The 21,195-nt window shown below is 73.6% G+C and carries 17 protein-coding genes; 13 read left to right on the forward strand and 4 right to left on the reverse strand.

Features of this window, described 5'->3' with window-relative positions; genetic code table 11:
• Window positions 1-16 precede the first annotated feature (16 nt).
• From ACH34T_RS31520 to ACH34T_RS31555, 8 genes are all read left to right on the forward strand, one after another.
• Entirely contained in the window at window positions 17-673 is a 657-nt protein-coding gene (locus ACH34T_RS31520) for an NADPH-dependent F420 reductase (RefSeq protein ID WP_396024582.1), read from the forward strand.
• 64 nt (window positions 674-737) lie between these two features.
• The gene (locus tag ACH34T_RS31525; RefSeq protein ID WP_396024583.1) at window positions 738-1,517 is read left to right on the forward strand and encodes an SDR family NAD(P)-dependent oxidoreductase; all 780 of its coding nucleotides are present in this window, start codon (window positions 738-740) and stop codon (window positions 1,515-1,517) included.
• Window positions 1,518-1,751: 234 nt separating this feature from the next.
• The gene (locus tag ACH34T_RS31530; RefSeq protein WP_396024584.1) at window positions 1,752-2,702 is read left to right on the forward strand and encodes an acyl-ACP desaturase; all 951 of its coding nucleotides are present in this window, start codon (window positions 1,752-1,754) and stop codon (window positions 2,700-2,702) included.
• A gap of 126 nt (window positions 2,703-2,828) precedes the next feature.
• Window positions 2,829-3,665, forward strand: a complete 837-nt coding sequence (locus ACH34T_RS31535; RefSeq protein ID WP_396024585.1) for a serine/threonine-protein kinase — start codon at window positions 2,829-2,831, stop codon at window positions 3,663-3,665.
• 50 nt (window positions 3,666-3,715) lie between these two features.
• A complete protein-coding gene (locus ACH34T_RS31540) occupies window positions 3,716-5,749 on the forward strand; it encodes a serine/threonine-protein kinase (RefSeq protein WP_396024586.1) in 2,034 nt (677 codons plus the stop codon).
• A gap of 93 nt (window positions 5,750-5,842) precedes the next feature.
• Window positions 5,843-7,273, forward strand: a complete 1,431-nt coding sequence (locus ACH34T_RS31545; protein ID WP_396024587.1) for a hypothetical protein — start codon at window positions 5,843-5,845, stop codon at window positions 7,271-7,273.
• 158 nt (window positions 7,274-7,431) lie between these two features.
• Window positions 7,432-8,214 (forward strand): electron transfer flavoprotein subunit beta/FixA family protein, encoded by a 783-nt coding sequence (locus ACH34T_RS31550; RefSeq protein WP_396024588.1) that lies wholly within the window; start codon window positions 7,432-7,434, stop codon window positions 8,212-8,214.
• 22 nt (window positions 8,215-8,236) lie between these two features.
• On the forward strand, window positions 8,237-9,187 hold the full coding sequence (locus ACH34T_RS31555) for an electron transfer flavoprotein subunit alpha/FixB family protein (protein WP_396024589.1): 951 nt from the start codon (window positions 8,237-8,239) through the stop codon (window positions 9,185-9,187).
• A gap of 54 nt (window positions 9,188-9,241) precedes the next feature.
• On the opposite strand, the gene ACH34T_RS31560 is transcribed toward ACH34T_RS31555, so the two are convergent.
• The 3 genes from ACH34T_RS31560 to ACH34T_RS31570 all read right to left on the reverse strand — a co-directional run bounded on the left by ACH34T_RS31560 (window position 9,242) and on the right by ACH34T_RS31570 (window position 12,984).
• Window positions 9,242-11,044 (reverse strand): serine/threonine-protein kinase, encoded by a 1,803-nt coding sequence (locus tag ACH34T_RS31560; RefSeq protein ID WP_396024590.1) that lies wholly within the window; start codon window positions 11,042-11,044, stop codon window positions 9,242-9,244.
• 69 nt (window positions 11,045-11,113) lie between these two features.
• A complete protein-coding gene (locus tag ACH34T_RS31565) occupies window positions 11,114-12,331 on the reverse strand; it encodes an MFS transporter (RefSeq protein ID WP_396024591.1) in 1,218 nt (405 codons plus the stop codon).
• Window positions 12,332-12,450: 119 nt separating this feature from the next.
• Window positions 12,451-12,984, reverse strand: a complete 534-nt coding sequence (locus ACH34T_RS31570; RefSeq protein ID WP_396024592.1) for a TetR/AcrR family transcriptional regulator — start codon at window positions 12,982-12,984, stop codon at window positions 12,451-12,453.
• Between the two features lie 137 nt (window positions 12,985-13,121).
• Between ACH34T_RS31570 and ACH34T_RS31575 the strand changes: the two genes are divergently transcribed.
• Window positions 13,122-14,297 carry a cysteine desulfurase family protein gene (locus tag ACH34T_RS31575; protein ID WP_396024707.1) on the forward strand — a complete coding sequence of 392 codons (1,176 nt, stop codon included), beginning with the start codon at window positions 13,122-13,124 and terminating at the stop codon, window positions 14,295-14,297.
• Between the two features lie 112 nt (window positions 14,298-14,409).
• On the opposite strand, the gene ACH34T_RS31580 is transcribed toward ACH34T_RS31575, so the two are convergent.
• Window positions 14,410-15,486 (reverse strand): DUF695 domain-containing protein, encoded by a 1,077-nt coding sequence (locus ACH34T_RS31580; RefSeq protein ID WP_396024593.1) that lies wholly within the window; start codon window positions 15,484-15,486, stop codon window positions 14,410-14,412.
• Between the two features lie 245 nt (window positions 15,487-15,731).
• Between ACH34T_RS31580 and mnmA the strand changes: the two genes are divergently transcribed.
• The 4 genes from mnmA (at window position 15,732) to ligA (ending at window position 20,970) form a co-directional block, all read left to right on the forward strand.
• Window positions 15,732-16,808 carry a tRNA 2-thiouridine(34) synthase MnmA gene (gene mnmA, locus ACH34T_RS31585; RefSeq protein ID WP_396024594.1) on the forward strand — a complete coding sequence of 359 codons (1,077 nt, stop codon included), beginning with the start codon at window positions 15,732-15,734 and terminating at the stop codon, window positions 16,806-16,808.
• Window positions 16,809-16,897: 89 nt separating this feature from the next.
• On the forward strand, window positions 16,898-17,719 hold the full coding sequence (locus tag ACH34T_RS31590; protein ID WP_396024595.1) for an LLM class F420-dependent oxidoreductase: 822 nt from the start codon (window positions 16,898-16,900) through the stop codon (window positions 17,717-17,719).
• 25 nt (window positions 17,720-17,744) lie between these two features.
• Window positions 17,745-18,746: a methionine synthase gene (locus tag ACH34T_RS31595; protein WP_396024596.1), complete on the forward strand. Its 1,002-nt coding sequence runs from the start codon at window positions 17,745-17,747 to the stop codon at window positions 18,744-18,746.
• A 52-nt stretch (window positions 18,747-18,798) separates the two neighbouring features.
• On the forward strand, window positions 18,799-20,970 hold the full coding sequence (gene ligA / locus ACH34T_RS31600) for an NAD-dependent DNA ligase LigA (RefSeq protein WP_396024597.1): 2,172 nt from the start codon (window positions 18,799-18,801) through the stop codon (window positions 20,968-20,970).
• Window positions 20,971-21,195: the final 225 nt, after the last annotated feature.

The raw sequence follows: 21,195 nt of genomic DNA on the forward strand, positions 1-21,195 counted from the left end.
CGACCGGGAGGTAGACATGCGGATCGGTGTGCTGGGCGCGGGGAACATGGCGGACGCGCTGGCCGCGCAATGGGCGCGCAAGGGGCACGACATCCGGATCGGGGCGCGGACGCCCGCGAAGGCGGCCGCGCTGGCGGAGCGCATCGGCGAGGGAGCGACGGGCGGCACGCTCCGGGAGGCGGCCGAGTTCGGCGACGTGGTGCTGCTCGCCGTCTGGTACGAGGGCGTCCAGGACGTGCTGCGCCAAGCGGGCCCGCTCGACGGACGGGTGCTGATCGACTGCACCAACCCGATGGAACCGCCCTTCGAGACGCTGAAGACGGCAGACGGTCCTTCGGCCGCCCGCCGTGCCGCCGACGCGAGTGGCGCGCGGGTGGTCAAGGCGTTCAACATGTGCCACGAGAGCGTGTGGCGGATGACGCCGCCCGCGTTCGGCGGACGGCCCCTCGGCGTCCCGCTGTGCGGCGACGACGCGGAGGCGCTGGCGGCGGTCCGCGAACTGGTGGCCGACCTGGGATGCGTGCCGATGGACGGCGGCGGGCTGGAACGGGCCGGGCTCCTGGAGGCGGCCACGGCGTTCATGGTCGGGTTGTGGGTCGCGGGAGAGGACCCGTCCGCGATGCTGCCGCCGCCCGAGTACGCCGGCGGCGACCCGCGACGCACATCCGGGTGAATCTCCGCTGTTTCTTGGGCGAGCCGCCCAGCGCTGTCAAGATCGGCCGATAGCATCTCGCGCCATGCGACACGCGTACCGCACCGCGCTCGTGACGGGTGCGTCCAGCGGGATCGGTGAGAGCTTCGCCCGCCTCCTGGCCGGCCGCGGCACCGATCTGGTGATCGTGGCGCGCCGGGCCGGGCTGCTGGACGGCCTCGCCCGCGAGCTGGTCGAGCGGTACCGCGTCGCGGTGGAGGTGCTGGCGGCCGATCTCGCCGACCCCCTGCAGCGCGCCGAGGTCGAGGGACGGCTCAGCGCCGACCCGGTGGAACTTCTGGTGAACAACGCGGGGTACGGCGCGTTTGGAGCGTTCGCGGAGACGTCGCTCGACGACCAGCTCGCGCAGATCGAGCTGAACGTGACCGCGCTGGTCCGGCTCACCCACGCCGTCCTGCCGGGGATGGTCGAGCGCGGGCGCGGCGGGGTCCTGAACGTGTCGTCGATGTCGGGGTTCGCGCCGTCGCCGGGCAGCGCCACCTACGGCGCGACGAAGGCGTACGTGGCGTCGTTCTCCGAGAGCCTGCACTCCGAGGTCGCGGGCAAGGGCGTCCATGTGACGGCGCTGTGCCCCGGGTTCACGCGGACGGACGACGTCCAGGGCCGGCCGGTCCCGTCCAACCTGCTGTGGCTGCGGCGCGACGACGTGGCGCGCGCCGGGCTCGACGCGGTGGCCACCGGACGCGCGCTGTGCATCCCCGGCATGCAGTACAAGGCGGCGTTCCCGGCGCTGCGGCTCGTCCCCAGGCCGCTGCTCAGGGCCGCGGTGAACCGCATGTGGCAGCAGGCCGCCGACACGCGGTGACGGACGCCGCGGACACGCGGTGACGGACGCCGCACACCCCCTTATTGCGCGGATCTACAAAACTCGCGGCCGGTTGGTTGTCGCGGGGCTTACTTGACGGGGATCACGCCCAGTGGCGACGATCGAACCTACGCTTCAGTAGGTTATGAACGTATGGCCTGCTAGGAGCCCCCTCGGCGCCGCGTCACGGCGGCGCCGCCCGGCAGAACCGCACCCGTCCAGCGAAGGAACCGCATGTCCGTGACCCCCGAAGAGAAGTTCCAGCTCGGCCTCATGACCGACCTTGAGCCGGTGGCCGAGAGGGAACTGAACCGGCACCTGTCGATGGCCAAGGAGTGGTTCCCGCACCAGTACGTGCCGTGGAGCGAGGGCCGCGACTTCGACGGGCCCCTGGGCGGCGAGCCGTGGTCGCTGGAGCAGTCGACGCTGAGTCCCGAGGCGCGCGAGTCGCTCATCGTGAACCTGCTCACCGAGGACAACCTGCCCGGCTACCACAACGCCATCTCCACCGCGTTCGGCCGCGACGGCGCCTGGGGCACCTGGGTCAACCGGTGGACGGCCGAGGAGAACCGGCACGGCATCGTCATCCGCGACTACCTGACCGCCACCCGCGCCGTCGACCCGGTCGCGCTGGAGCGCGCCCGCATGCGCCACATGGAGGCCGGCTACGACGCCGACCACGGCGACTCGTTCCTGCACGGCGCGGCGTACGTGTCGTTCCAGGAGCTCGCCACCCGCGTGTCGCACCGCAACACCGGCAGGGCGTCCGGCGACCCGCTGTGCGAGCAGATGCTGACCCGCGTCGCCGCCGACGAGAACCTCCACATGATCTTCTACCGGAACCTGATGGACGCCGCGCTGGAAGCCGCGCCGAACGAGACGATGCGGGCGATCACCGAGGTCGTCAAGGGGTTCCAGATGCCAGGCCACAGCATTGACGGGTTCCTGCGCAAGTCGGTCATGATCGCCAACGCGGGCATCTACGACATGCGCCTGCACCACGACGACGTCCTGGTCCCGGTGCTGCGCAAGTGGAACATCTTCGACCGCACCGACTTCTCCGGCGACGGGGAGAAGGCGCGCGAGGAGCTGGACGAGTTCCTGGGGCAGCTCGACGCGTCCGCCACCAAGTTCGAGACCCGCCGCGAGGAGCGCCGCGCCCGCCAGGCCGCCCGCCGCTCCTGACCTGGCCCGCCGCTCGTGACGTGGCCGATGCCCTGACCGGGCCTGGACGCCGCGCTGACCTGGTCTGGCCGCCGGTTGGTCTGATTTGTCCGGAACGTCGGGCCGGTTCCCGGCGTCAAAAGGGGCATGGGGAAGCATCGACGGCTGGGCGGCTATCGGTTGCTGGACGAGATCGGCCGGGGGAGCACGGCGGTGGTCTACCTGGCCATGGACCCCCGCGGCCGCGAGGTCGCGGTGAAGGAGCTGAGCCCGGAGGTGGCGGGGGAGCCGGAGGCGATCAGCAGGCTCGCCCGCGAGATGTCCGCGCAGGCGCGCGTGCGCAGCGAGTACGTCGCGGGGCTGATCGACGGCGAGATCACGGCGGAGCGGCCGTACGTCGTCATGCAGTACGTGCCCGGCACCCCGCTCAACGACCTGATCTCGGCGTACGGGCCGCTGCGCGGCGAGCGGCTCGTCCGGTTCGCGCGGCGGCTGGCGCTCGCGCTCGGGGACGTCCACGACGCGGGCGTCCTGCACCGGGACGTCGCGCCCGGCAACGTGATCGTGATGGGCGACCGGCCGACGCTGATCGACTTCGGGATCGCGCACGAGACGGGCGCCGAGCAGATCACCAGGCGCGGGATGGTCGTGGGGACGCCCGCCTACCTGGCGCCGGAGCTCATCGAGGGCGAGCGCGCCACGCCCGCGTCCGACGTGTTCTCGTGGGCGTCGACGGTCGCGTGCGCCGCGACGGGCCGTCCGCCGTTCGGACGGGGCTCGCTGCACGGCGTCTGCTTCCGGATCCTGCGCGGCCAGGCCGACCTCGACGGCGTGCCGGAGCCGCTCGCCGGGCTGCTGCGGACGGCGTTCCGGCGCGACCCGTCCGGGCGCCCGACCGCCAGGTGGCTCGCGGGCGCCCTAGCCGGCGCCCTCGCGGACGGCGATCGGGCCGCCACCAGGCGTCATGGCGCGCCCGCTGCCTGACGCGGACGAGATCTTCGGGCACGATCGACGGAGGTAGGGTTTCGTAAACGATGAGGGGAGCTGTCACGTCCGGGGACCGAATCGGCCACTACAGCGTGCTCCAGACCCTGGGGGAAGGGGGGATGGGCGTCGTCTACCTCGGCGCCGACCCCGAGGGCCGGAACGTGGCCATCAAGGTGCTGCGGCCCGCGGTCGCGGGGGACGCCACGGCGCGTCGCCGGCTGGCCCGCGAGGTCGACTCGATGCGCCGGGTGCACAGCCCGCACGTCGCGGAGATCCTCGACGCGGACGTGACCGCCGACCAGCCCTACATCGTCACCCAGTACGTGCCGGGGCGGACGCTCGAAGAGATCGTCGAGGAGTCCGGGCCGATCTACGGGCCCGCGCTGCAGCGGCTCGCGGTGGGGCTGGGCGCGGCGCTGTCGGCGATCCACGGCGCCGGGATCGTCCACCGGGACATGAAGCCGGGCAACGTGATGCTCGTCGACAGCGAGCCCGTCGTGATCGACTTCGGCATCGCGCAGGCCGCCGACGCGACCCGGCTCACCGCGACCGGGATGGTCATCGGCACGCCCGGCTACCTCGCGCCGGAGATCATCGAGGGTGAGGACGCGGGCCCGCCGTCGGACGTGCACGCCTGGGCCGGGACGGTCGCCTACGCCGCGACCGGCCGCCCGCCGTTCGGCTCGGGCACCTTCGAGTCGATCTTCTACAAGATCATGCAGGGGACGCCCGACCTGGAGGGCGTGCCGGACGCGATGCTGCCCGTGCTCCGCTCGGCGATGGCGCGGCACCCGGCGGAACGTCCCACCGCGGTCAACCTGGTGCAGCTCACCCGGCGCATCCACCTCGAAGCCACCATCACCGACCAGACGCGCGTCGACCGGCACTACCCGTCGCCGTCGCCTTCGCCGAGCGCGTCGCAGGGTCCCGGCACGTCGCAGCCGACACCCGGCACGTCGCAGCCGACACCCGGCACGTCGCAGCCGGTGGAGGAGACCCCGACCCCGGCCGACTTCTCCCGGCAGTTCTCCATGCCGGTGTCGGCGCCGCCGCCGCAGGAGGTGCGGCCGGCGCGTCCCACCACGCCGGGCTCGACCGCGATCCCGCTGCCCGGGCCCCCGCCGACCCCGGCCCCGACGCCCGGCCCGGCTCCGGTCCCGGCCCAGCCGAAGGACTTCGTCGGGCAGCTGCCGCCCGCCGCGCCGCCGCCCGTCCCGCCGCCCGGTCCCGCGCCGTACAAGGCGGGCGAGCAGTACCAGCAGCGCGGCTACGGCCCGCAGGATCCCTACAACCAGGGCGGATACCCGCCGCCTTACGCACCGCCGAACCAGCCGCCGCCCGGCCAGCCGCCCCCGGGTCAGCCGCCGCCGGGCGCGCTGCAACGCGGCGGCCCCGGCGACCCCTACGACCAGCGGGCGCAGGACGCGCAGCGCCGCGTCGAAGAGCGCGCCCGCGCCGAGCGGGACCGCCGCAAGCCCTACGGCCTGTACCGGTTCCTCAGCTTTCTCGTCCTGGTGGCGCTGCTCGCCTTCGCCGACATCGCGCCGCTGCTCGCCGTCGGCGCCACCATCGCCGGCGTGCTCGTCCTGCGGATGGCCGACAAGGCCGCCAAGGGCATGGAGGGACGGCAGACGCGGCGCGGCCCGCGCACCGGCGACGCCGTCGCCGCGGCGTTCCGGACGCCGCTGCACCTGCCAGGCGCCCTGATGTCCACGGTGCTGTGGACGTCGCTCAGCGTCATCGCCGGGCTGATCATGCTCGGCGTGCTGATCTTCGCCAGGTCCGAGATGACCGCCTCGGACGCCATCGCGTACTCCGCCATGGCGGTGATCGGGTTGCTCTGCCTTGCGCCGGGCAGCGGCGCGCCGCGGCGGCAGCTGGCCCGGGTCTGGGGCGCGGTGTTCCCGCGCACGGAGGCCGCGCTGGCGGGCGCGCTGATCGTCGGGATCTTCGCGGTGGTGCTGGTCGTGCTGTCCCAGGAGCAGCCGCCCGACACCACCCCCCTGGACGGCATGGGCCAGGACCTGGAGGGCCTGCGCGCCGACGTCCGTGACCTGGTGTCCGGCCTGCCCGGCATGTGACCGGGCCGTCCCGGCGGCGCCGGGACCCGGTCTCCGACAGGCGACCGGACGCGCTTCGGCGGGACGCCTCCGGTCGGTAGGGTGGCGTCCAATATGAGCGGCGAGATCGGCCACCAGGAGTACATCGGTCCGTACCGGCTGCTGTCCCGGCCGGACGGCCATTCCGGTGACGACGCCGTCCGCCGTGCCGCGGGCGCCGACGGACGCGACGTGGCGATCAGGCTGCTCCCGCCGGGCGCCGGCCCCGACATCGCCCGGATGCGCGAGGTGCTCAGCCCCTACGTGGTGGACGTCCTCGACGGCGACCCCGCCGCGCCCCAGCCCTATGTAGTGTCCCGGTTCGTCCCTGGACGGCCGCTGGCGGAGACGATCGCCGAGCAGGGGCCGATGTCGGGCGACGCGCTGCACCGCCTGGCGTTCGGGCTGGCCAAGGCGCTCGCCGCCATCCACCGGACCGGTCTCGCGCACGGCGGGCTGGGGCCCGGGACCGTCCTCGTCGTGGACGGCGCGCCGGTCGTCGTCGACTTCGCGCTGGCGGGCGGCGGCGACGCCGCCGAGGACGTCCGCGCGTGGGCGGCGACCGTGGCGTTCGCCGCCACCGGAACCGACGAGCCGACCGCCGGCGCGCTGTCCGCGGGGCTGGGCCCGCTGGTCGCCGCGGCGGCGGACCCCGATCCCGGCGCCCGTCCGGCGGCCGCCGACCTGGCCGAGGCGACCTCCCGCCTGACCCTGCCCGTGGCGCCCGCGCCAAGACGTCCAGAACCACCGGCCTCCACACCATCGCCGCCCACGCCACCGGCCGCGTCCCCGCTGGCGTCATCCACTGCATCTCCCACGCCGTCTCCTGCCGCGTCGCCAGCGGCAACCCCCGCCGCATCGCCTGCCGCGTCGCCAGCGGCATCCCGCGCCGCGTCGCCTACCGCGTCGCACGCTGTGTCGGCGGCGGTCGCGCGGGGGTCCGCGGCGGCGGCCGACGCGCATGAGCTGGCCGCGGCGCGGGGATGGGCGCGGCTGCTCGCCGCGCTGGTCGTGGTGATCGCGGTCGGCGTCGTGATCATGGCGCCGATCGCGGGTCTCGTCCTGTCGCTCGGCGCGGTCACGCTGCTGCGGGTCGCGGGGACGACGGCGCGCGGCTGGGCGTGGGCCTTCGGCCGGACGCTGCTGACCGTCCCCTACGCGGCGGCGTTCACGGTCGCGGTGCCGCTCGGCCTCGTCGCGGTGTCGGCGGTCGGCGGGGAGATCGACTCGCTCAGCGCCTGCGCGTTCGGGGCCGGGACGGGAGCGGCGGTGCTCTGGACGGCGCCGGGCGTCAGCGGCCCGCGCCGCCGGCTGGAGCGGATGTTCCTGTCCGTCGCGCGGCGGCCGAGGCGCATCGCGGCCGCCGGGATCGTCCTCGGGGCGCTGGCGCTGGCGGTGGTGTTCGGCGTGCTGTCGCTGACGCCGAGCTTCTCGCCGATGTACGGGCTGCAGAGCTCGCTGGAGAGCACGATGGACCGGCTGCAGACCGCCGCCAACAGGTTCTGAGGGATTTTGCCGACGCGCTACCCGCGAGTAACATTTATCGGGCATGGCCGAATCCGGGACCCGGCTCCGAAGCTCGTTCGGGTGTTTGGCAGGCTGTGACATCGAATCCGCCGCTGACCTCAGCGGCCAACTGAGTGCAGGGAGGTCGGCCACCGGCCATGAACATCGTCGTCCTGGTGAAGCAGGTTCCCGATACCGAGAGCCCGCGCAAGCTGAAGTCCGATGACAGCACGCTGGACCGCGCCGCGGCGGACGGCGTCATCAACGAACTCGACGAGTACGCGATCGAGGAGGCGCTGCGGATCAAGGAGGCCCAGGGCGACGGCGAGGTGACCGTTCTCTCCATGGGCCCCGACAAGGCCTCCGAGTCCATCCGCAAGTCCCTGGCGATGGGCGCCGACAAGGCCGTGCACCTGCTCGACGAGGGCCTCGCCGGGTCCGACGCGCTGCAGACGTCCTACGCGATCCAGCAGGCGCTCGGCCGTACCGGGTTCGACCTGGTGATCCTCGGGTCGGAGTCCACCGACGCGCGGACCGGGCTGCTCGCCGCGATGCTCGCCGAGCGGCTCGGCGTCCCGCAGCTGTCGCTCGCGAACAAGGTCGAGATCGACGGGACGTCCATCAAGGTGCAGCGGACGACCGACTACGGCTTCGACCGGGTCGAGGCGACCCTGCCCGCGGTCGTCAGCGTCGTCGAGAAGATCAACGAGCCGCGGTACCCGTCCTTCAAGGGGATCATGGCGGCCAAGAAGAAGCCGGTCGAGACGCTCGGCCTGGCCGACGCCGGCATCGACGCGGGGCGGGTCGGCCTGGCGAACGCGGCCACCGAGGTGGTCGACTTCGCCGAGGCGCCGCCGCGCGCGAAGGGTCAGATCGTCAGCGACGAGGGCGACGGCGGCGCGAAGATCGCCGAGTTCCTCGCGTCGAAGAAGTTCGTCTGACGGGGAAGGGGACAAGCGAACAATGGCGGAGATTCTCGTCCTCGTCGACCATGTCGACGGTGAGGTCAAGAAGGTCACGCTCGAACTGCTGACGCTGGCGAACCGGCTCGGCGAGGCCGCCGCGGTCTGGGTCGGCCCCGGCTACGAGGGCGCGAAGGACAGGCTCGGCGAGTACGGCGCAGGCAAGGTCTACGTCGCCGCCGACGAGGAGCTGACCTCCTACGTCGTCGCGCCGAAGGCCGCGCTGCTCGCCCAGCTCGTGAACGAGAAGTCGCCGGCCGCGGTGCTCGTCGCCGCGACCGCCGAGGGCAAGGAGATCGCCGGACGCCTCGCGGTGAAGACCGGCTCCGGCGTGCTCACCGACGTCGTCGACGTCGCCGACGGCTTCGTCGCCGAGCACTCCATCTTCGGCGGCGGCATCATCGCGCACGCCCGGGTGAAGACGGGCACGCCGATCATCGCCGTCCGGCCGAACTCGGTCGCGCCCGAGGCGAACGCCGTCGGCCCGGCGGAGGAGCAGGTCACGGTCGCGCTGTCGGACGCCGACAAGGCCGCGAAGGTCGTGGAGAAGGTCGTCCAGGAGAAGGGCGAGCGCCCGGACCTGACCGAGGCCGCGATCGTCGTGTCCGGCGGGCGCGGCGTCGGCGGCGCCGAGAACTTCTCGATCATCGAGGGCCTGGCCGACTCGCTCGGCGGGGCCGTCGGCGCGTCCCGCGCGGCGACCGACGCGGGCTGGTACCCGCACTCGTTCCAGGTCGGCCAGACCGGCAAGACCGTGTCGCCGCAGCTCTACATCGCGGTCGGCATCTCAGGCGCCATCCAGCACCGGGCCGGCATGCAGACCTCGAAGACCATCGTCGCCATCAACAAGGACCCCGAGGCGCCGATCTTCGAGCTCGTCGACTTCGGGATCGTGGGCGACCTGTTCCAGGTCGCGCCGCAGCTCACCGAGGAGATCACGAAGCGCAAGTGATCCCGCGCGCGAGGACGCCCCGGCGACATGCCCGTCGCCGGGGCGTCTCGCGTGTCAGGAACGTTCCGGCGACGGGGCGCGGACGGCCGACAGCACCGCCGGCTTCAGCAGGCCGTCGACCTCGCCGTACGGGACGACCGCGTCCTGCGTCCCGCACGCCATGGTGTAGCCCAGCAGCCCGGCGTGGAACGCGACCCGGACGCCCTTCGGGGTGAGCGCCATCGCGACGTCGCCGGTGTTGACGAACTTGGACGGGGTGTCGGCCCTGCCCGGCGGGGCGGCCTCGTCCGCGCCGCCGCCGCAGTAGTCGCCGCCGGGCAGGTTCGCCCTGATCCGCGCGTCCAGCGGCGCGAGCGCCTGCGGGGTCGCGGCCCGGAACAGGCCGGGCGGACGGTAGAGCGCGCCGGTCCGCAGGTCGACGACGGCGGCGGACGGGTTGTCCCAGCCCGACCCGCGCTCGCCCTGCAACGTGACGGTGTACCAGACCGACAGCAGCCGGTCGGTGCGCATCAGGATCTGCGGTCTCACGACGTCGGTGTAGGGGCCGCTGCCGACGTCCTTCAGGCCGTTCCTCGTCTTGGCCCAGCGTTGTTCGAGCGGGGCCCGCAGCGCCTGGTTGATCTTCTGGGTGAGCGCGGCGTCGCCGCCCGTGACCCGGACGATCTGCCCCCGCGCCTGGAACGTCATCCCGCGGCCCATGTCCTGGCGCGGCTCGCTGAGCGCGGCGAGCCGCGCCACGATCGGCTTCGGCGCCTCGTCCGAGACGGCGACGTAGACCGCCGCGCCGCCGCCCGCGGCCACGGCGGCGGCCCCGCCCGCGACGGCGGCCGTCCCCTTCGCGCCGAGCGCGCCGAGGACGCCCTTGCCCGCCGCGGCGCCCGCGCTCCCGGCCCCGCCCGCGCCTCCGGCACCCGCGCCCGCGGCTCCGGCGGCGCCCGCGCCCGCCGCGCCCGCCGCGCCGGAGGCCGCTCCGCCGGAGCCCAGGCCGAGCGCGGTGAGCGGGAACAGCATGGACAGCGCGGCCGCCGCGCCCGCGAGCGTCCGGACGCCCCGCGCCTCCCAGCCCGGCCCGTACGCGCCCGACGCGACCGACTCCAGCTCCGCGACGAACCCGGACGCGCCGAGCGGACGCTCCCACGGGTTCTTCGCCAGGCCGCGCTCGATCAGCGGACGGAGCGGCCCGGGGACGTCCTCCACCGGGATCGGCGCCGTCAGGTGGCGGCCCATCAGCCCGGCCTGGTCCTCGGCCGTGTAGGGGCGCCGTCCCGTGACGCACTCGAAGAAGACGCAGGCCGCCGCGTACACGTCGGTGGCGGGCGAGGCGGGCTCGTCCCGCCACTGCTCCGGCGCCATGTACACCGGCGTGCCGGACCGTCCGGACGCGCCCGCGTCCACGGCGATGCCGAAGTCGATGAGCTTGCTCAGCCCGTCGCCGCGCACGATCACGTTCGCGGGCTTGTAGTCGCGGTGGACGATCCCGACGTCATGCGCGGCCGCCAGGCCCAGCAGCGAGCCCTTCAGCACGGTCAGCGCGGCCTCGGGCTCCAGCGGCCCGCGCTCGGCGAGCACCGCCTTGAGGGACGCGCCGTCCACGGCCTCCATGACGATGGCGGCGGCGTCCGGCGTCTCGACCAGCCCGAACAGCCGGGTGACGAACGGGTTGCGCAGCCGCTTCAGCAGCTCGGCCTCGCCGCGGAACCGCGCGCGGAAACGCTCGTCCGCGGCGAGGGGCTCCGCGAGGTACTTGATCGCCGCGGGCAGGCCGGTCGCGTCGTGCCGGGCGAGCACGACGCGGCCCTGCCCGCCCTCGCCGAGCACCCGCAGCTCCGTGTAGCCCGGGACCCGCCACCCGCTCATCCGTCGCCCCCATCACCAGGAAAGAACACCGATGGGGTTATATCGGATCGTGTGGCGGACCAGAAGGGGTCAGGCCGCGGCGGGCTCAGGCCGCGCGTCGCCGGTGTGGCCCGCGTCCGCCGGGACGCCGGCGAGCGCGGCGACGTCGCCGCCCGCGCGCAGCGGGACGAACCGGGCGCCCGCGGCGATGAGCAGCGCCAGGACGACGACCGTGCCCACGCCCACGCGCAGGGACGTGGCGTCCGACAGGAACCCGACCACGACCGGGCCGAGCAGCAGCCCGCCGTAGCCCATCGCGCCGACCTGCGCGACGGCCGCCGCCGGACGGTCCGGCGCCGCGGTCCCGGCCAGCGAGATCGTCGTCGGGACGACCGTGCAGACCACCAGCCCCGTCAGAAAGAACCCGGCGATCGCGACGGACGGCACCGGCGCCAGCACCACGACGGTCATGCCGGCCGCCGTGCCGAGCCCCGCGCCGACCAGCATCCGGCGGGTGCCGAGACGCATCCGGACGCGGTCGCCGACGAGCCGTCCGAGCAGCATCGCCAGCTCGAACATCGGGTACCCGGCAGCGGCGACGGCCTCGGTGGCGCCCATCTCGTCGTGCAGCAGCAGCCCGCTCCAGTCGGCGATCGACCCCTCCGTCATGAACGCGATGAAGCCCAGGACGCCGATCAGGTACACGGCGGCGGGCATGCGGCGCGCCTTGCGTCCCGTCCCGGACAGGGCGGGCGCCGGCGGGTCGGGCAGGTACGTGCGGCCGAGCGCGAGCCCGGCGGGCAGCGTCAGCAGCGCCGCGGCCAGCACGGTCTCGGTGAACCCGAGCCCGGCCGCCGCGGTGACGACGCCGAACAGCCCGCCGCTCATCGCGCCGACGCACCACCCGGCGTGCATGCCGCTCATGACGGACCGCCGGTACGCCCGCTCGACGACGCTGCCCTGCGCGTTCATCGCGATGTCGGTGATCCCGAACGTCATGCCGAACAGCACGACGGCGGCGAGCAGCACGCCGTACGTGGGCGCGAGCGCGACGGCCGCGTAGGCCACCGCCGTCAGCGGCAGCGCGACCCGCAGCGCGGCGCGGCTCCCGGCGCGGGCCATCACGCCGCGCAGCGCCTGCATGGCGGCGATCGCGCCGAGCCCCCAGACGAGGACGACGATGCCGATCTCGGCCTCGCTCGTCCCGAACTTGGCGGCCAGCGCGGGCATGCGGGCCACCCACACCCCGGTCAGCAGGCCGGCCAGGGCGAAGGTCAGGAACGTCCCGGAACGGGCACGGAACAGCACGGTTCACCTCTTTCTGAGTGTCATGGAACGCTCCAGGCAGGGGCCGGGCGGCGTTCAGGCAGGTCGGTCGGGTGGCGTTCGGGCGGGTCGGCCGGGTGGACGGACGACGCCGCCCGTTCTCATCGCTCCAGCAGGCCGAGCAGCCGCTGTCTCAGCGCTTCGAGCTGCTCTTCGCCGAACAGCCCGGGGTCGTGGCTCACCACTTCCCACAGGCCCTCGGCCGCCAGCCGGACGACCATCGCGGTACCCGGGTCGGGGTCGTCCGCGGGGGCGCGGCCGTGCCAGCGCCGCATCGCCTCGTTCAGCGGCTCGGCCTGCTCCGGATCGGCCGCCGCGGCCGTGATGGCCGACCAGCGCCGGTACGCGCGGGCCTCGCCCGTGAGGATCTCGAACGTGGCCTCGACGTAGGCGCGGGTGTAGGCGCCCGGCACGCCGTCCCCGTAGGAGGCGACGTAGGAGGCGATCAGGTCGTCGAACTCCTCGATGACCCGCGCCACCATCGCCCGGACGAGGGCCTCCTTGGTGGGGAAGTGGTAGAGCAGCCCTCCCTTGCTGACGCCGGCGCGGTCCGCGACCGCGGTGAGCGTCAGCGCCTGCGTCCCCTGCTCGGAGAGGACGGCCTCGGCGGCGTCCAGGAGGGCTTCCTTCGTCATGATGATCTCACTGTACCGGCTGGACGGTACAGACGACCAACCCGCCTGCGGCCGGCCGTATTCCCACGTCCGGAATCCCCTGTCCTGGCGGGCTCCCGGAGGGGAACATCCGCGGCGCGGATACTGTTGTCGGCGTGGTGACCTACCTCGACCATGCGGCGACCACCCCGATGCTGCCCGAGGCCATCGCGGCGATGACGGCGGAGCTCCGCGAGCTCGGAAACCCGTCCTCGCTGCACGCGGCGGGACGGCGCGCCCGCCGGGTGGTCGAGGAGTCCCGCGAGATCATCGCGGAGGCGTTCGACGCCCGTCCGAGCGAGGTCGTGTTCACCTCAGGCGGCACCGAGGCCGACAACCTCGCCGTCAAGGGCCTCTACTGGGCCCGCCGCGCCGCCGGTCCCGCCCGCACCCGCGTGCTGGTGAGCGCCGTCGAGCACCACGCCGTCCTCGATTCGGCGCAGTGGCTCGCCGACCACCAAGGCGCCCGCGTCGACTGGATCCCCGTGGACGGCACGGGACGCGTCCGTCCCGAGACCCTCCGCGAGTTGCTGGGCAGCGGCGACGACGTCGCGCTCGTGAGCGTGATGTGGGCCAACAACGAGGTCGGCACCGTCCAGCCCGTCGCCGAGCTGGCCGCCGCCGCCCGCGAGCACGGCGTCCCCCTGCACACCGACGCCGTCCAGGCCGCCGGGACGCTGCCCGTCTCGTTCGCGGCGAGCGGCGCGCAGGCGCTCACGCTCACCGGGCACAAGCTCGGCGGACCCATCGGCGTCGGCGCGCTGCTGCTCGCCAAGCCCAAGCCGCCCGCCTTCGTCGACCCGGTGCCGCTGCTGCACGGCGGCGGGCAGGAGCGCGACGTCCGGTCCGGGACGCTCGACACGCCCGCCATCGCCGGGTTCGCCGCCGCCGTCCAGACCATGGCGGCGCGCCGCGACGCCGAGGCGCACCGGCTCGCCGAGCTGCGCGACCGCCTGATCGACGCCGTCCGCGCCGCCGTGCCCGACGCGGTCCTGAACGGCGACCCCGCCGACCGCCTGCCCGGCAACGCGCACTTCTCCTTCCCCGGCTGCGAGGGCGACGCGCTGCTCATGCTGCTGGACGCGCGCGGCATCGCCTGCTCGACCGGTTCGGCCTGCTCCGCCGGCGTGTCCCAGCCCAGCCACGTCCTGACCGCGATGGGTTCCGCCGCCGAGCACGCGCGCGGCTCGCTGCGCTTCACCCTCGGCCACACGTCCACCGAGGCCGACGTCAAGGCCCTCGCCGACGCGATAGGCCCCGCAGTGGCCCGCGCCCGCCGAGCCGGCCTCACCTAACCTCCCGCCCCAGACCCAAGCCGGGGCCACGGGTCGTGCGGCCGGAGGGCGCCCAGCGCCCGGAGGTCGCACGACCGGTGACGGGGGTTCCAGGGGGTCGTCCCCCTGGGAGTTACGGCTGATAGGGAGTTAGGGCCTTCCAGCCTGGGTCGCTGGTGGAGGCGACCTTGGCCTTGCCCTCGGACCAGGCGGCGGCGAGCTGGTCGAGCTCGGAGATGACGCCGGAGTCGGGGTCGGCGTACAGGTGGAAGACGCGGAGGCCGTCGCCGGTCTCGCGGACGGCGAGGACGGCGCGGTCGCCGAGCTTGGCGAGCTTCTTCTCGAAGGCGCGCAGCGCGCCCGCCGACGGCTCGACGGGCAGCCGGTCGGGGTTGCTGTTGGCGTACGGGACGCTGATCGCCACGTGCAGGTCGCAGAGCGGGTAGTCCTGGCGGTGCAGCGGGAACCGGGCGCCCAGGTGGGCGGGGTGGCCGCGCGGGGTGCGGCCCTCGCCGGACAGCCAGGCGGGCTCCGCGAACGGCTCGGCGATCTGCTCGATGACCGACGGCAGCATCGACGGCGGCAGTGCGTCGATCGGCGCCTCCGTCGCGATGGAGACCTCGCCGACCCAGCGGGCGACGTCGTCCTCGCCGAGCGCCCAGTGCAGGACGTTCACCGCGACCTGCATCTGCTGTTCCTCGGCGACGAACAGGAAGTCGGGATGGTAGGCGGTGAGGTGGACGCGGGCGCGGTCGGTGTCGGCGCGCATGCCGAGCCGGACGTACTCCAGGTCGAACTCGTGGTCGCCGAGGATGAGGTCCTGGCCGAGCATCTCCGGGTCGGGCTGCCGCGCCGGGTGGAACCTCCAGCCGCCAGCCGCCGCGCCGGACGGCGCGGACCGCGCCCAGCGTTCGGTGATACCGCGCAGTTCGGGGTTGCCACCGCCGGTCACGGTGAGGGACGGGGCCCGGTCCTCCGCGCCGCCGATCTCCCACAGCAGCCCCGGGTGGATCTTGTGGATGCGGCGGGACAGCTCCTCGATCGCGTCCGCGGACAGCCCCTCGCCGGGCGTCTCGGCCTCGGGCCGGTCGGGCCCGGCGGCCAGGGACGCCTCGATCGTCGGGCGGGCCTGCGCCCACCACTCCCAGAACTCGCTGATCGCGGGCGGCGTCACGGCGGACGCGTCGCGCGGACGACGGAAGATTCCCAACTGTCGTCTCTTCCTTGTCGTGGTCAAGCGGCCGAACCGCCTCATGACCGGGGCCGATGAGGTCGCTGGAGGATTGCCCGGGATGGCGCGGGGCCCGCCGGTGCGGCGGGACCATGCCCGTCCCGGTAAACCCTACGTGAGCTTCCGCTCTTCCCGTCGTCGCGGTCGCCCGGGTTGGAGAACGATCACAGGGTCGGGAAATCGATGGCGGGGGAGGGGGCCGCGGCGCGTACCCTCGAAGGGTTATGGCTCTGCGCGTACTTGCCGCCATGTCCGGCGGCGTCGACTCCGCCGTGGCCGCCGCCCGCGCCGCCGAGGCCGGGCATGAGGTCACGGGCGTCCACATGGCCCTGTCCAGCAACCCTCAGTCGTACCGGTCGGGCGCCCGCGGCTGCTGCACCCTGGAGGACTCCAGGGACGCCCGCCGCGCCGCCGACGTGATCGGCATCCCGTTCTACGTGTGGGACCTCGCCGAGCGCTTCCACCAGGACGTCGTGGAGGACTTCGTCAGCGAGTACGCGGCGGGCCGCACCCCGAACCCGTGCCTGCGCTGCAACGAGAAGATCAAGTTCGCGGCGCTGCTGGACCGCGCCATGGCGCTGGGCTTCGACGCCGTCTGCACCGGCCACTACGCCCGGCTGGACGGCGGCGTCCTGCGCCGCGGCGTCGACGCGGGCAAGGACCAGTCGTACGTGCTGGCCGTGTGCACGCCCGAGCAGCTCGCGCACGCGCTGTTCCCGCTCGGCGACACGTCCAAGGCCGACATCAGGCGGGAGGCGGAGCGGCGCGGGCTCCAGGTGGCCGACAAGCCCGACAGCCACGACATCTGCTTCATCGCCGACGGCGACACGCGCGGCTTCCTGGCCGAGCGGCTCGGCGAGGCGCCAGGACCGATCGTCGACACCGACGGCAACGAGGTCGGACGGCACGACGGCGCCTACGCCTACACGATCGGGCAGCGCAAGGGCCTGCGGATCGGCACGCCCGCGGCCGACGGGCGGCCTCGCTACGTCCTGGACATCTCCCCGGTGACGAACACGGTGACCGTGGGGCCGCGCGATTCGCTGGACGTCCACGAGATCACCGGTGAGCGTCCGGTGTGGCTGAGCGACGCCCCGGCGGGGCCGTTCGGCTGCCATGTCCAGCTGCGCGCGCACGGCGAGGTCTACGGCTGCACGGCCGAGCGGGACGGCGACGCCTTGCGCATCCGCCTGTCCAGCCCTGCCCGCGGCGTCGCGTCGGGGCAGGCGGCCGTCCTGTACGACGGCGACCGCGTGCTCGCGTCCGCGACGATCGCCGAGACGGTCCGCGTCCCCGCCTAGGTGACGGTCCGCGTCCCCGCGTCCCCGCCTAGGGTGACGGTCCGCGTCCCCGCCTAGGGTGCAGGAGGGCCCGTCTCTAGGAGGACGCTATGGAATTCGGTGTTTCGACGTTCGTGACCGATGAGGGGCTCGCGCCCGCCGCGCTCGGGCAGGCGCTTGAGGAGCGCGGGTTCGCGTCGCTGTACGTCACGGAGCACACCCACATCCCGGTGAAGCGCGAATCGCAGGACGGGTCGGGCGACGGCGAGCTGGCGCGCATGTACTACCGGACGCTCGACCCGTTCGTCACCCTGACGGCCGCCGCGACGGCGACGACGCGGCTGCGGGTCGGCACGGGCGTCGTGCTGATCGTCCAGCGGGATCCGATCACGCTGGCGAAGGAGGTCGCGTCCCTCGACCTGGTCTCGGGCGGACGGGCGGTGTTCGGCGTCGGCGCGGGCTGGAACCGGGAGGAGATGCGCAACCACGGCACCGATCCGAAGACCAGGATGCGGCTGCTGCGCGAACGCGTCCTCGCCGTGAAGGAGCTGTGGACGAAGGACGAGGCCGAGTTCCACGGCGAGTTCGTCGACTTCGACCCGGTGTACTCCTATCCGAAGCCGGTGCAGAAGCCGCACCCGCCCGTCATGATCGGCGGGTCGGGGCCGACGACGGCCGACCGGGTGGTGGAGTTCGGCGACGGGTGGATGCCCGTCCACGACCGCGTCGCGGACGACCTCGCCCAGAAGGTCGCCGACCTGCGCGAACGGGCCGGGCGCCCGCTGCGGGTCACGGTGTTCGCCACGCCCGCGAAGCCGGAGGCCGTCGCCCGGCTGGAGGCCGCGGGCGTCGACGAAGTCCTGTTCCACCTCGATCCCGGGCCCGAGGACGGCATGCTCCGCGACCTCGACCGGTTCGCCGCGCTGACGTGATCGCCGCGCCGGTAGGGTTTCGGGCGTGACGAGTTATCCCTGGCAGGCGGGGACGGCCACCGGGATCGGGTCGTATCCGGGCGACGACCCGGCGGAGGCGCTGCGGATCGTGCTCGGGGAGCTGCCCGGGTTGCCGCATCTGCCGGAGCTGCCCGCCCGCGGCCCCGGCGCCGACCTCACCGGACGGACGGCCGGGCTGCTGGTCGACCTGCCGATCCACCTGGAGCCGTCGGGCTGGCGGTTCTCCGACCGTCCGGGCCTCGACACGCTCAGGTCCCGCGACCATCTGGCCCGTGACCTGGACGTCCTGGAGGAGGCCGCCGACGGCCACGACGGCCCGTTCAAGATCCAGGTGTGCGGGCCGTGGACGCTGGCCGCGACGATCGAGCTGCGGCACGGCGACCGGGCGCTCAAGGACCCGGGCGCCGTCCGCGACCTGGCGGCGTCGCTCGCCGAGGGCGTCGCCGCGCACGTCGCGGACGTCCGCCGTCGCCTGCCGGCGGCCGAGATCCTGCTCCAGCTGGACGAGCCCGGCCTGCCCGCCGCGCTGGCCGGGACGGTCCCGACCGCCAGCGGCTTCTCGCGGCTGCGCGCCGTCGAGGAGCCCGTCGCGGAGGAGGCGCTCCGGACGGTGATCGAGGCGGCGGGCGCGTTCCCGATCGTCCACTGCTGCGCGCGGAACGTCCCGTACGCGCTGCTGCGGGGCGCGGGCGCGAAGGCGATCTCCGTCGATCTGAGCCTGGTCCCGAGGCGCGACGAGGACGCCGTGGGGGAGACGATCGACGCGGGGACGGCCCTCCTCCTCGGCGCGGTGCGCGCCACGGACACCGTCCTGCCGTCCCTCCGGGCGACCGCCGAACCGGTGCGGGCGCTGTGGCGGCGGCTCGGCTTCCCGCCCGCCCGGCTGGCGGACCAGGTCGTGATCACCCCGGCGTGCGGCATGGCGGGCGCCTCGCCCCGCTACGTCCGCGACGCGCTGGAGCACTGCCGCGAGACGGCCCGGATGATCTACGAAGCAGCGGACTGACCTGGGGCGCGGCGGCCCTCGTATTGTCGGTGGCGACGGCGATGATAGGGGCATGAGCATGAGCGACGACGGGGTTCCGGTTGAGGCGCGGCAGCGGCATCTGGAGCTGAGCCAGGAGATCGACGAGGCCAACTACCGCTACTACGTCCTCGATCAGCCGACGCTCGCCGACGCCGAGTACGACGCCCGGATGCGCGAGATCCGCGACCTGGAGGAGCGGCATCCGGAGCTGGTCACGCCCGGCTCGCCGACGCAGCGGGTCGGCTCGCCGATCGTCACCGACTTCGCGACCGTCCGGCATCTGGAGCGGATGCAGAGCCTCGACAACGCGATGACCGAGGACGAGCTGCTCGCCTGGGACGACCGCGTCGTCAAGGAGGCCGGCAAGGTCGCCGGCTACCTGTGCGAGCTGAAGATCGACGGGCTGGCGATCGCGCTGACGTACGAGGACGGGCGCCTCGTCCGCGGCGTCACGCGCGGCGACGGGCGCACCGGCGAGGACGTCACCAACAACGTCCGCACCATCGCCGACATCCCGTCCCGGCTGGAGGGCGACGGCTGGCCGGACGTCCTGGAGGTCCGCGGCGAGGTGTTCCTCCCGGTCGACGGGTTCGAGCAGGTGAACGCCGCGCAGGTGGAGGCCGGCAAGGAGCCGTTCGCCAACCCGCGCAACGCGGCCGCCGGTTCGCTGCGCCAGAAGGACCCGCGGATCACGGCGCACCGGCCGCTCGGCATGCTCGTCCACGGGTTCGGCGCGTGGCGGGGCGGGACGCAGCCGGAGAGCCAGTCCGGCGCGTACGAGCTGATGCGCGGCTGGGGGCTGCCGGTCAGCGACCGGTACCGGGTCCTCGACGGGATGGACGCCGTCCGCGAGTACATCGCCGGGTACGGCGAGAACCGGCACGGCACCGCATACGAGATCGACGGGGTCGTCGTCAAGGTCGACCAGTTCTCGCTGCAGCGGCGGCTCGGGTCGACGAGCCGCGCGCCGCGCTGGGCGATCGCGTGGAAGTACCCGCCGGAGGAGGTCAACACCAGGCTGCTCGACATCAAGGTCGGCGTGGGCCGGACGGGCCGCGTCACCCCGTACGGCGTGATGGAGCCGGTGAAGGTCGCCGGGTCGACGGTCGAGCGCGCGACGCTGCACAACGCGGGCGAGGTGAAGCGCAAGGGCGTGCTGATCGGCGACACGGTCGTGCTGCGCAAGGCAGGCGACGTGATCCCGGAGATCGTCGCGCCGGTGACCGCGCTGCGGGACGGCTCAGAGCGCGAGTTCGCGATGCCCTCGCACTGCCCGGAGTGCGGCACCGAGCTGGCGTACGAGAAGGAGGGCGACGCCGACATCCGGTGCCCGAACGCCCGGTACTGCCCCGCGCAGCTGCGCGAGCGGCTGTTCTTCGTGGCGAGCCGCAACGCGCTCGACATCGAGGCGCTCGGCTATGTCGCGGTGACGGCGCTGACGCAGCCGCTGGAGCCGTCCGACCCGCCGGTCAAGAACGAGGGCGACCTGTTCCACCTGACCGTGGATCGGCTGCTGCCGATCAGGAGCCTCGTCCTGGACCAGCGGACGGGCACGTCCAAGATCGACCCGAAGACCGGCGAGCAGAAGGTCGTGTCGTTCTTCGCGAACAAGGAGGGCGAGCCGAAGAAGACGGTCGAGATCCTCTTCGAGGAGCTGGAGAAGGCGAAGCGGCAGCCGCTGTGGCGGGTGCTGGTGGCGCTGTCGATCCGGCATGTGGGCCCGGCCGCCGCGCAGGACCTGGCCCGCGAGCTGCGCTCGATGGACGCGATCGCGAACGCGTCCGAGGAGGAGCTGGCGGCGGTGGACGGCGTCGGCCCGACGATCGCCGCGTCGATCAGGGCGTGGTTCGAGGTCGACTGGCATCGCGAGATCGTCGAGAAGTGGCGGGCGGCGGGCGTCCGGATGGAGGACGAGGGCGCGGCGGGCCCGCGTCCGCTGGCGGGCGTGACCGTGGTGATCACCGGGTCGCTTGAGGGCTTCAGCCGGGACTCCGCGACCGAGGCGGTGCAGCGGCTCGGCGGCAAGGTGTCGGGGTCGGTGTCGAAGAAGACGGGCTTCGTGGTCGCGGGCGACAGCCCCGGATCGAAATACGACAAAGCGGTCAAATTGGGCGTTCCGGTCTTGGGGGAGGAAGGGTTCCGTGTTCTCCTCGCCGACGGGCCGGATGCGGCCAAGAGCGTAACCGTCCGCGCCGACGAATAACGCCGCGTGGTCAACGCCTCGCCACCAGGTTTGCATTACTCAGGGGTACACTTCAACTACCCAACGGTGAGGGGCGGGTAGGGGTCAGGCATAACGGAACGTACCCAAATGGTTTCGCGAAGTTGAGCAAAGGCCGTACCCTCCCTCTCATCACGACCTGTACCTGAATCTCCGGACGTAACACCCGGGGGGCGTCCCCCGAGGTCGGGGACGCCCGGTGCCGGG

The organism is Actinomadura sp. 9N215 (assembly GCF_044326345.1).
Lineage (GTDB): Bacteria > Actinomycetota > Actinomycetes > Streptosporangiales > Streptosporangiaceae > Spirillospora.

Excerpts from the sequence above, each read along its gene's own strand:
- ACH34T_RS31570 (WP_396024592.1), bottom strand. The coding sequence starts at position 12,984 with ATGACGAAGGAAGCCCTCCTGGACGCCGCCGAGGCCGTCCTCTCCGAG.
- ligA (WP_396024597.1), top strand. The coding sequence starts at position 18,799 with ATGAGCATGAGCGACGACGGGGTTCCGGTTGAGGCGCGGCAGCGGCAT.
- ACH34T_RS31530 (WP_396024584.1), top strand. The coding sequence starts at position 1,752 with ATGTCCGTGACCCCCGAAGAGAAGTTCCAGCTCGGCCTCATGACCGAC.
- ACH34T_RS31555 (WP_396024589.1), top strand. The coding sequence starts at position 8,237 with ATGGCGGAGATTCTCGTCCTCGTCGACCATGTCGACGGTGAGGTCAAG.
- ACH34T_RS31560 (WP_396024590.1), bottom strand. The coding sequence starts at position 11,044 with ATGAGCGGGTGGCGGGTCCCGGGCTACACGGAGCTGCGGGTGCTCGGC.
- ACH34T_RS31590 (WP_396024595.1), top strand. The coding sequence starts at position 16,898 with ATGGAATTCGGTGTTTCGACGTTCGTGACCGATGAGGGGCTCGCGCCC.
- ACH34T_RS31545 (WP_396024587.1), top strand. The coding sequence starts at position 5,843 with ATGAGCGGCGAGATCGGCCACCAGGAGTACATCGGTCCGTACCGGCTG.
- ACH34T_RS31550 (WP_396024588.1), top strand. The coding sequence starts at position 7,432 with ATGAACATCGTCGTCCTGGTGAAGCAGGTTCCCGATACCGAGAGCCCG.
- ACH34T_RS31520 (WP_396024582.1), top strand. The coding sequence starts at position 17 with ATGCGGATCGGTGTGCTGGGCGCGGGGAACATGGCGGACGCGCTGGCC.
- mnmA (WP_396024594.1), top strand. The coding sequence starts at position 15,732 with ATGGCTCTGCGCGTACTTGCCGCCATGTCCGGCGGCGTCGACTCCGCC.
- ACH34T_RS31540 (WP_396024586.1), top strand. The coding sequence starts at position 3,716 with ATGAGGGGAGCTGTCACGTCCGGGGACCGAATCGGCCACTACAGCGTG.
- ACH34T_RS31525 (WP_396024583.1), top strand. The coding sequence starts at position 738 with ATGCGACACGCGTACCGCACCGCGCTCGTGACGGGTGCGTCCAGCGGG.
- ACH34T_RS31535 (WP_396024585.1), top strand. The coding sequence starts at position 2,829 with ATGGGGAAGCATCGACGGCTGGGCGGCTATCGGTTGCTGGACGAGATC.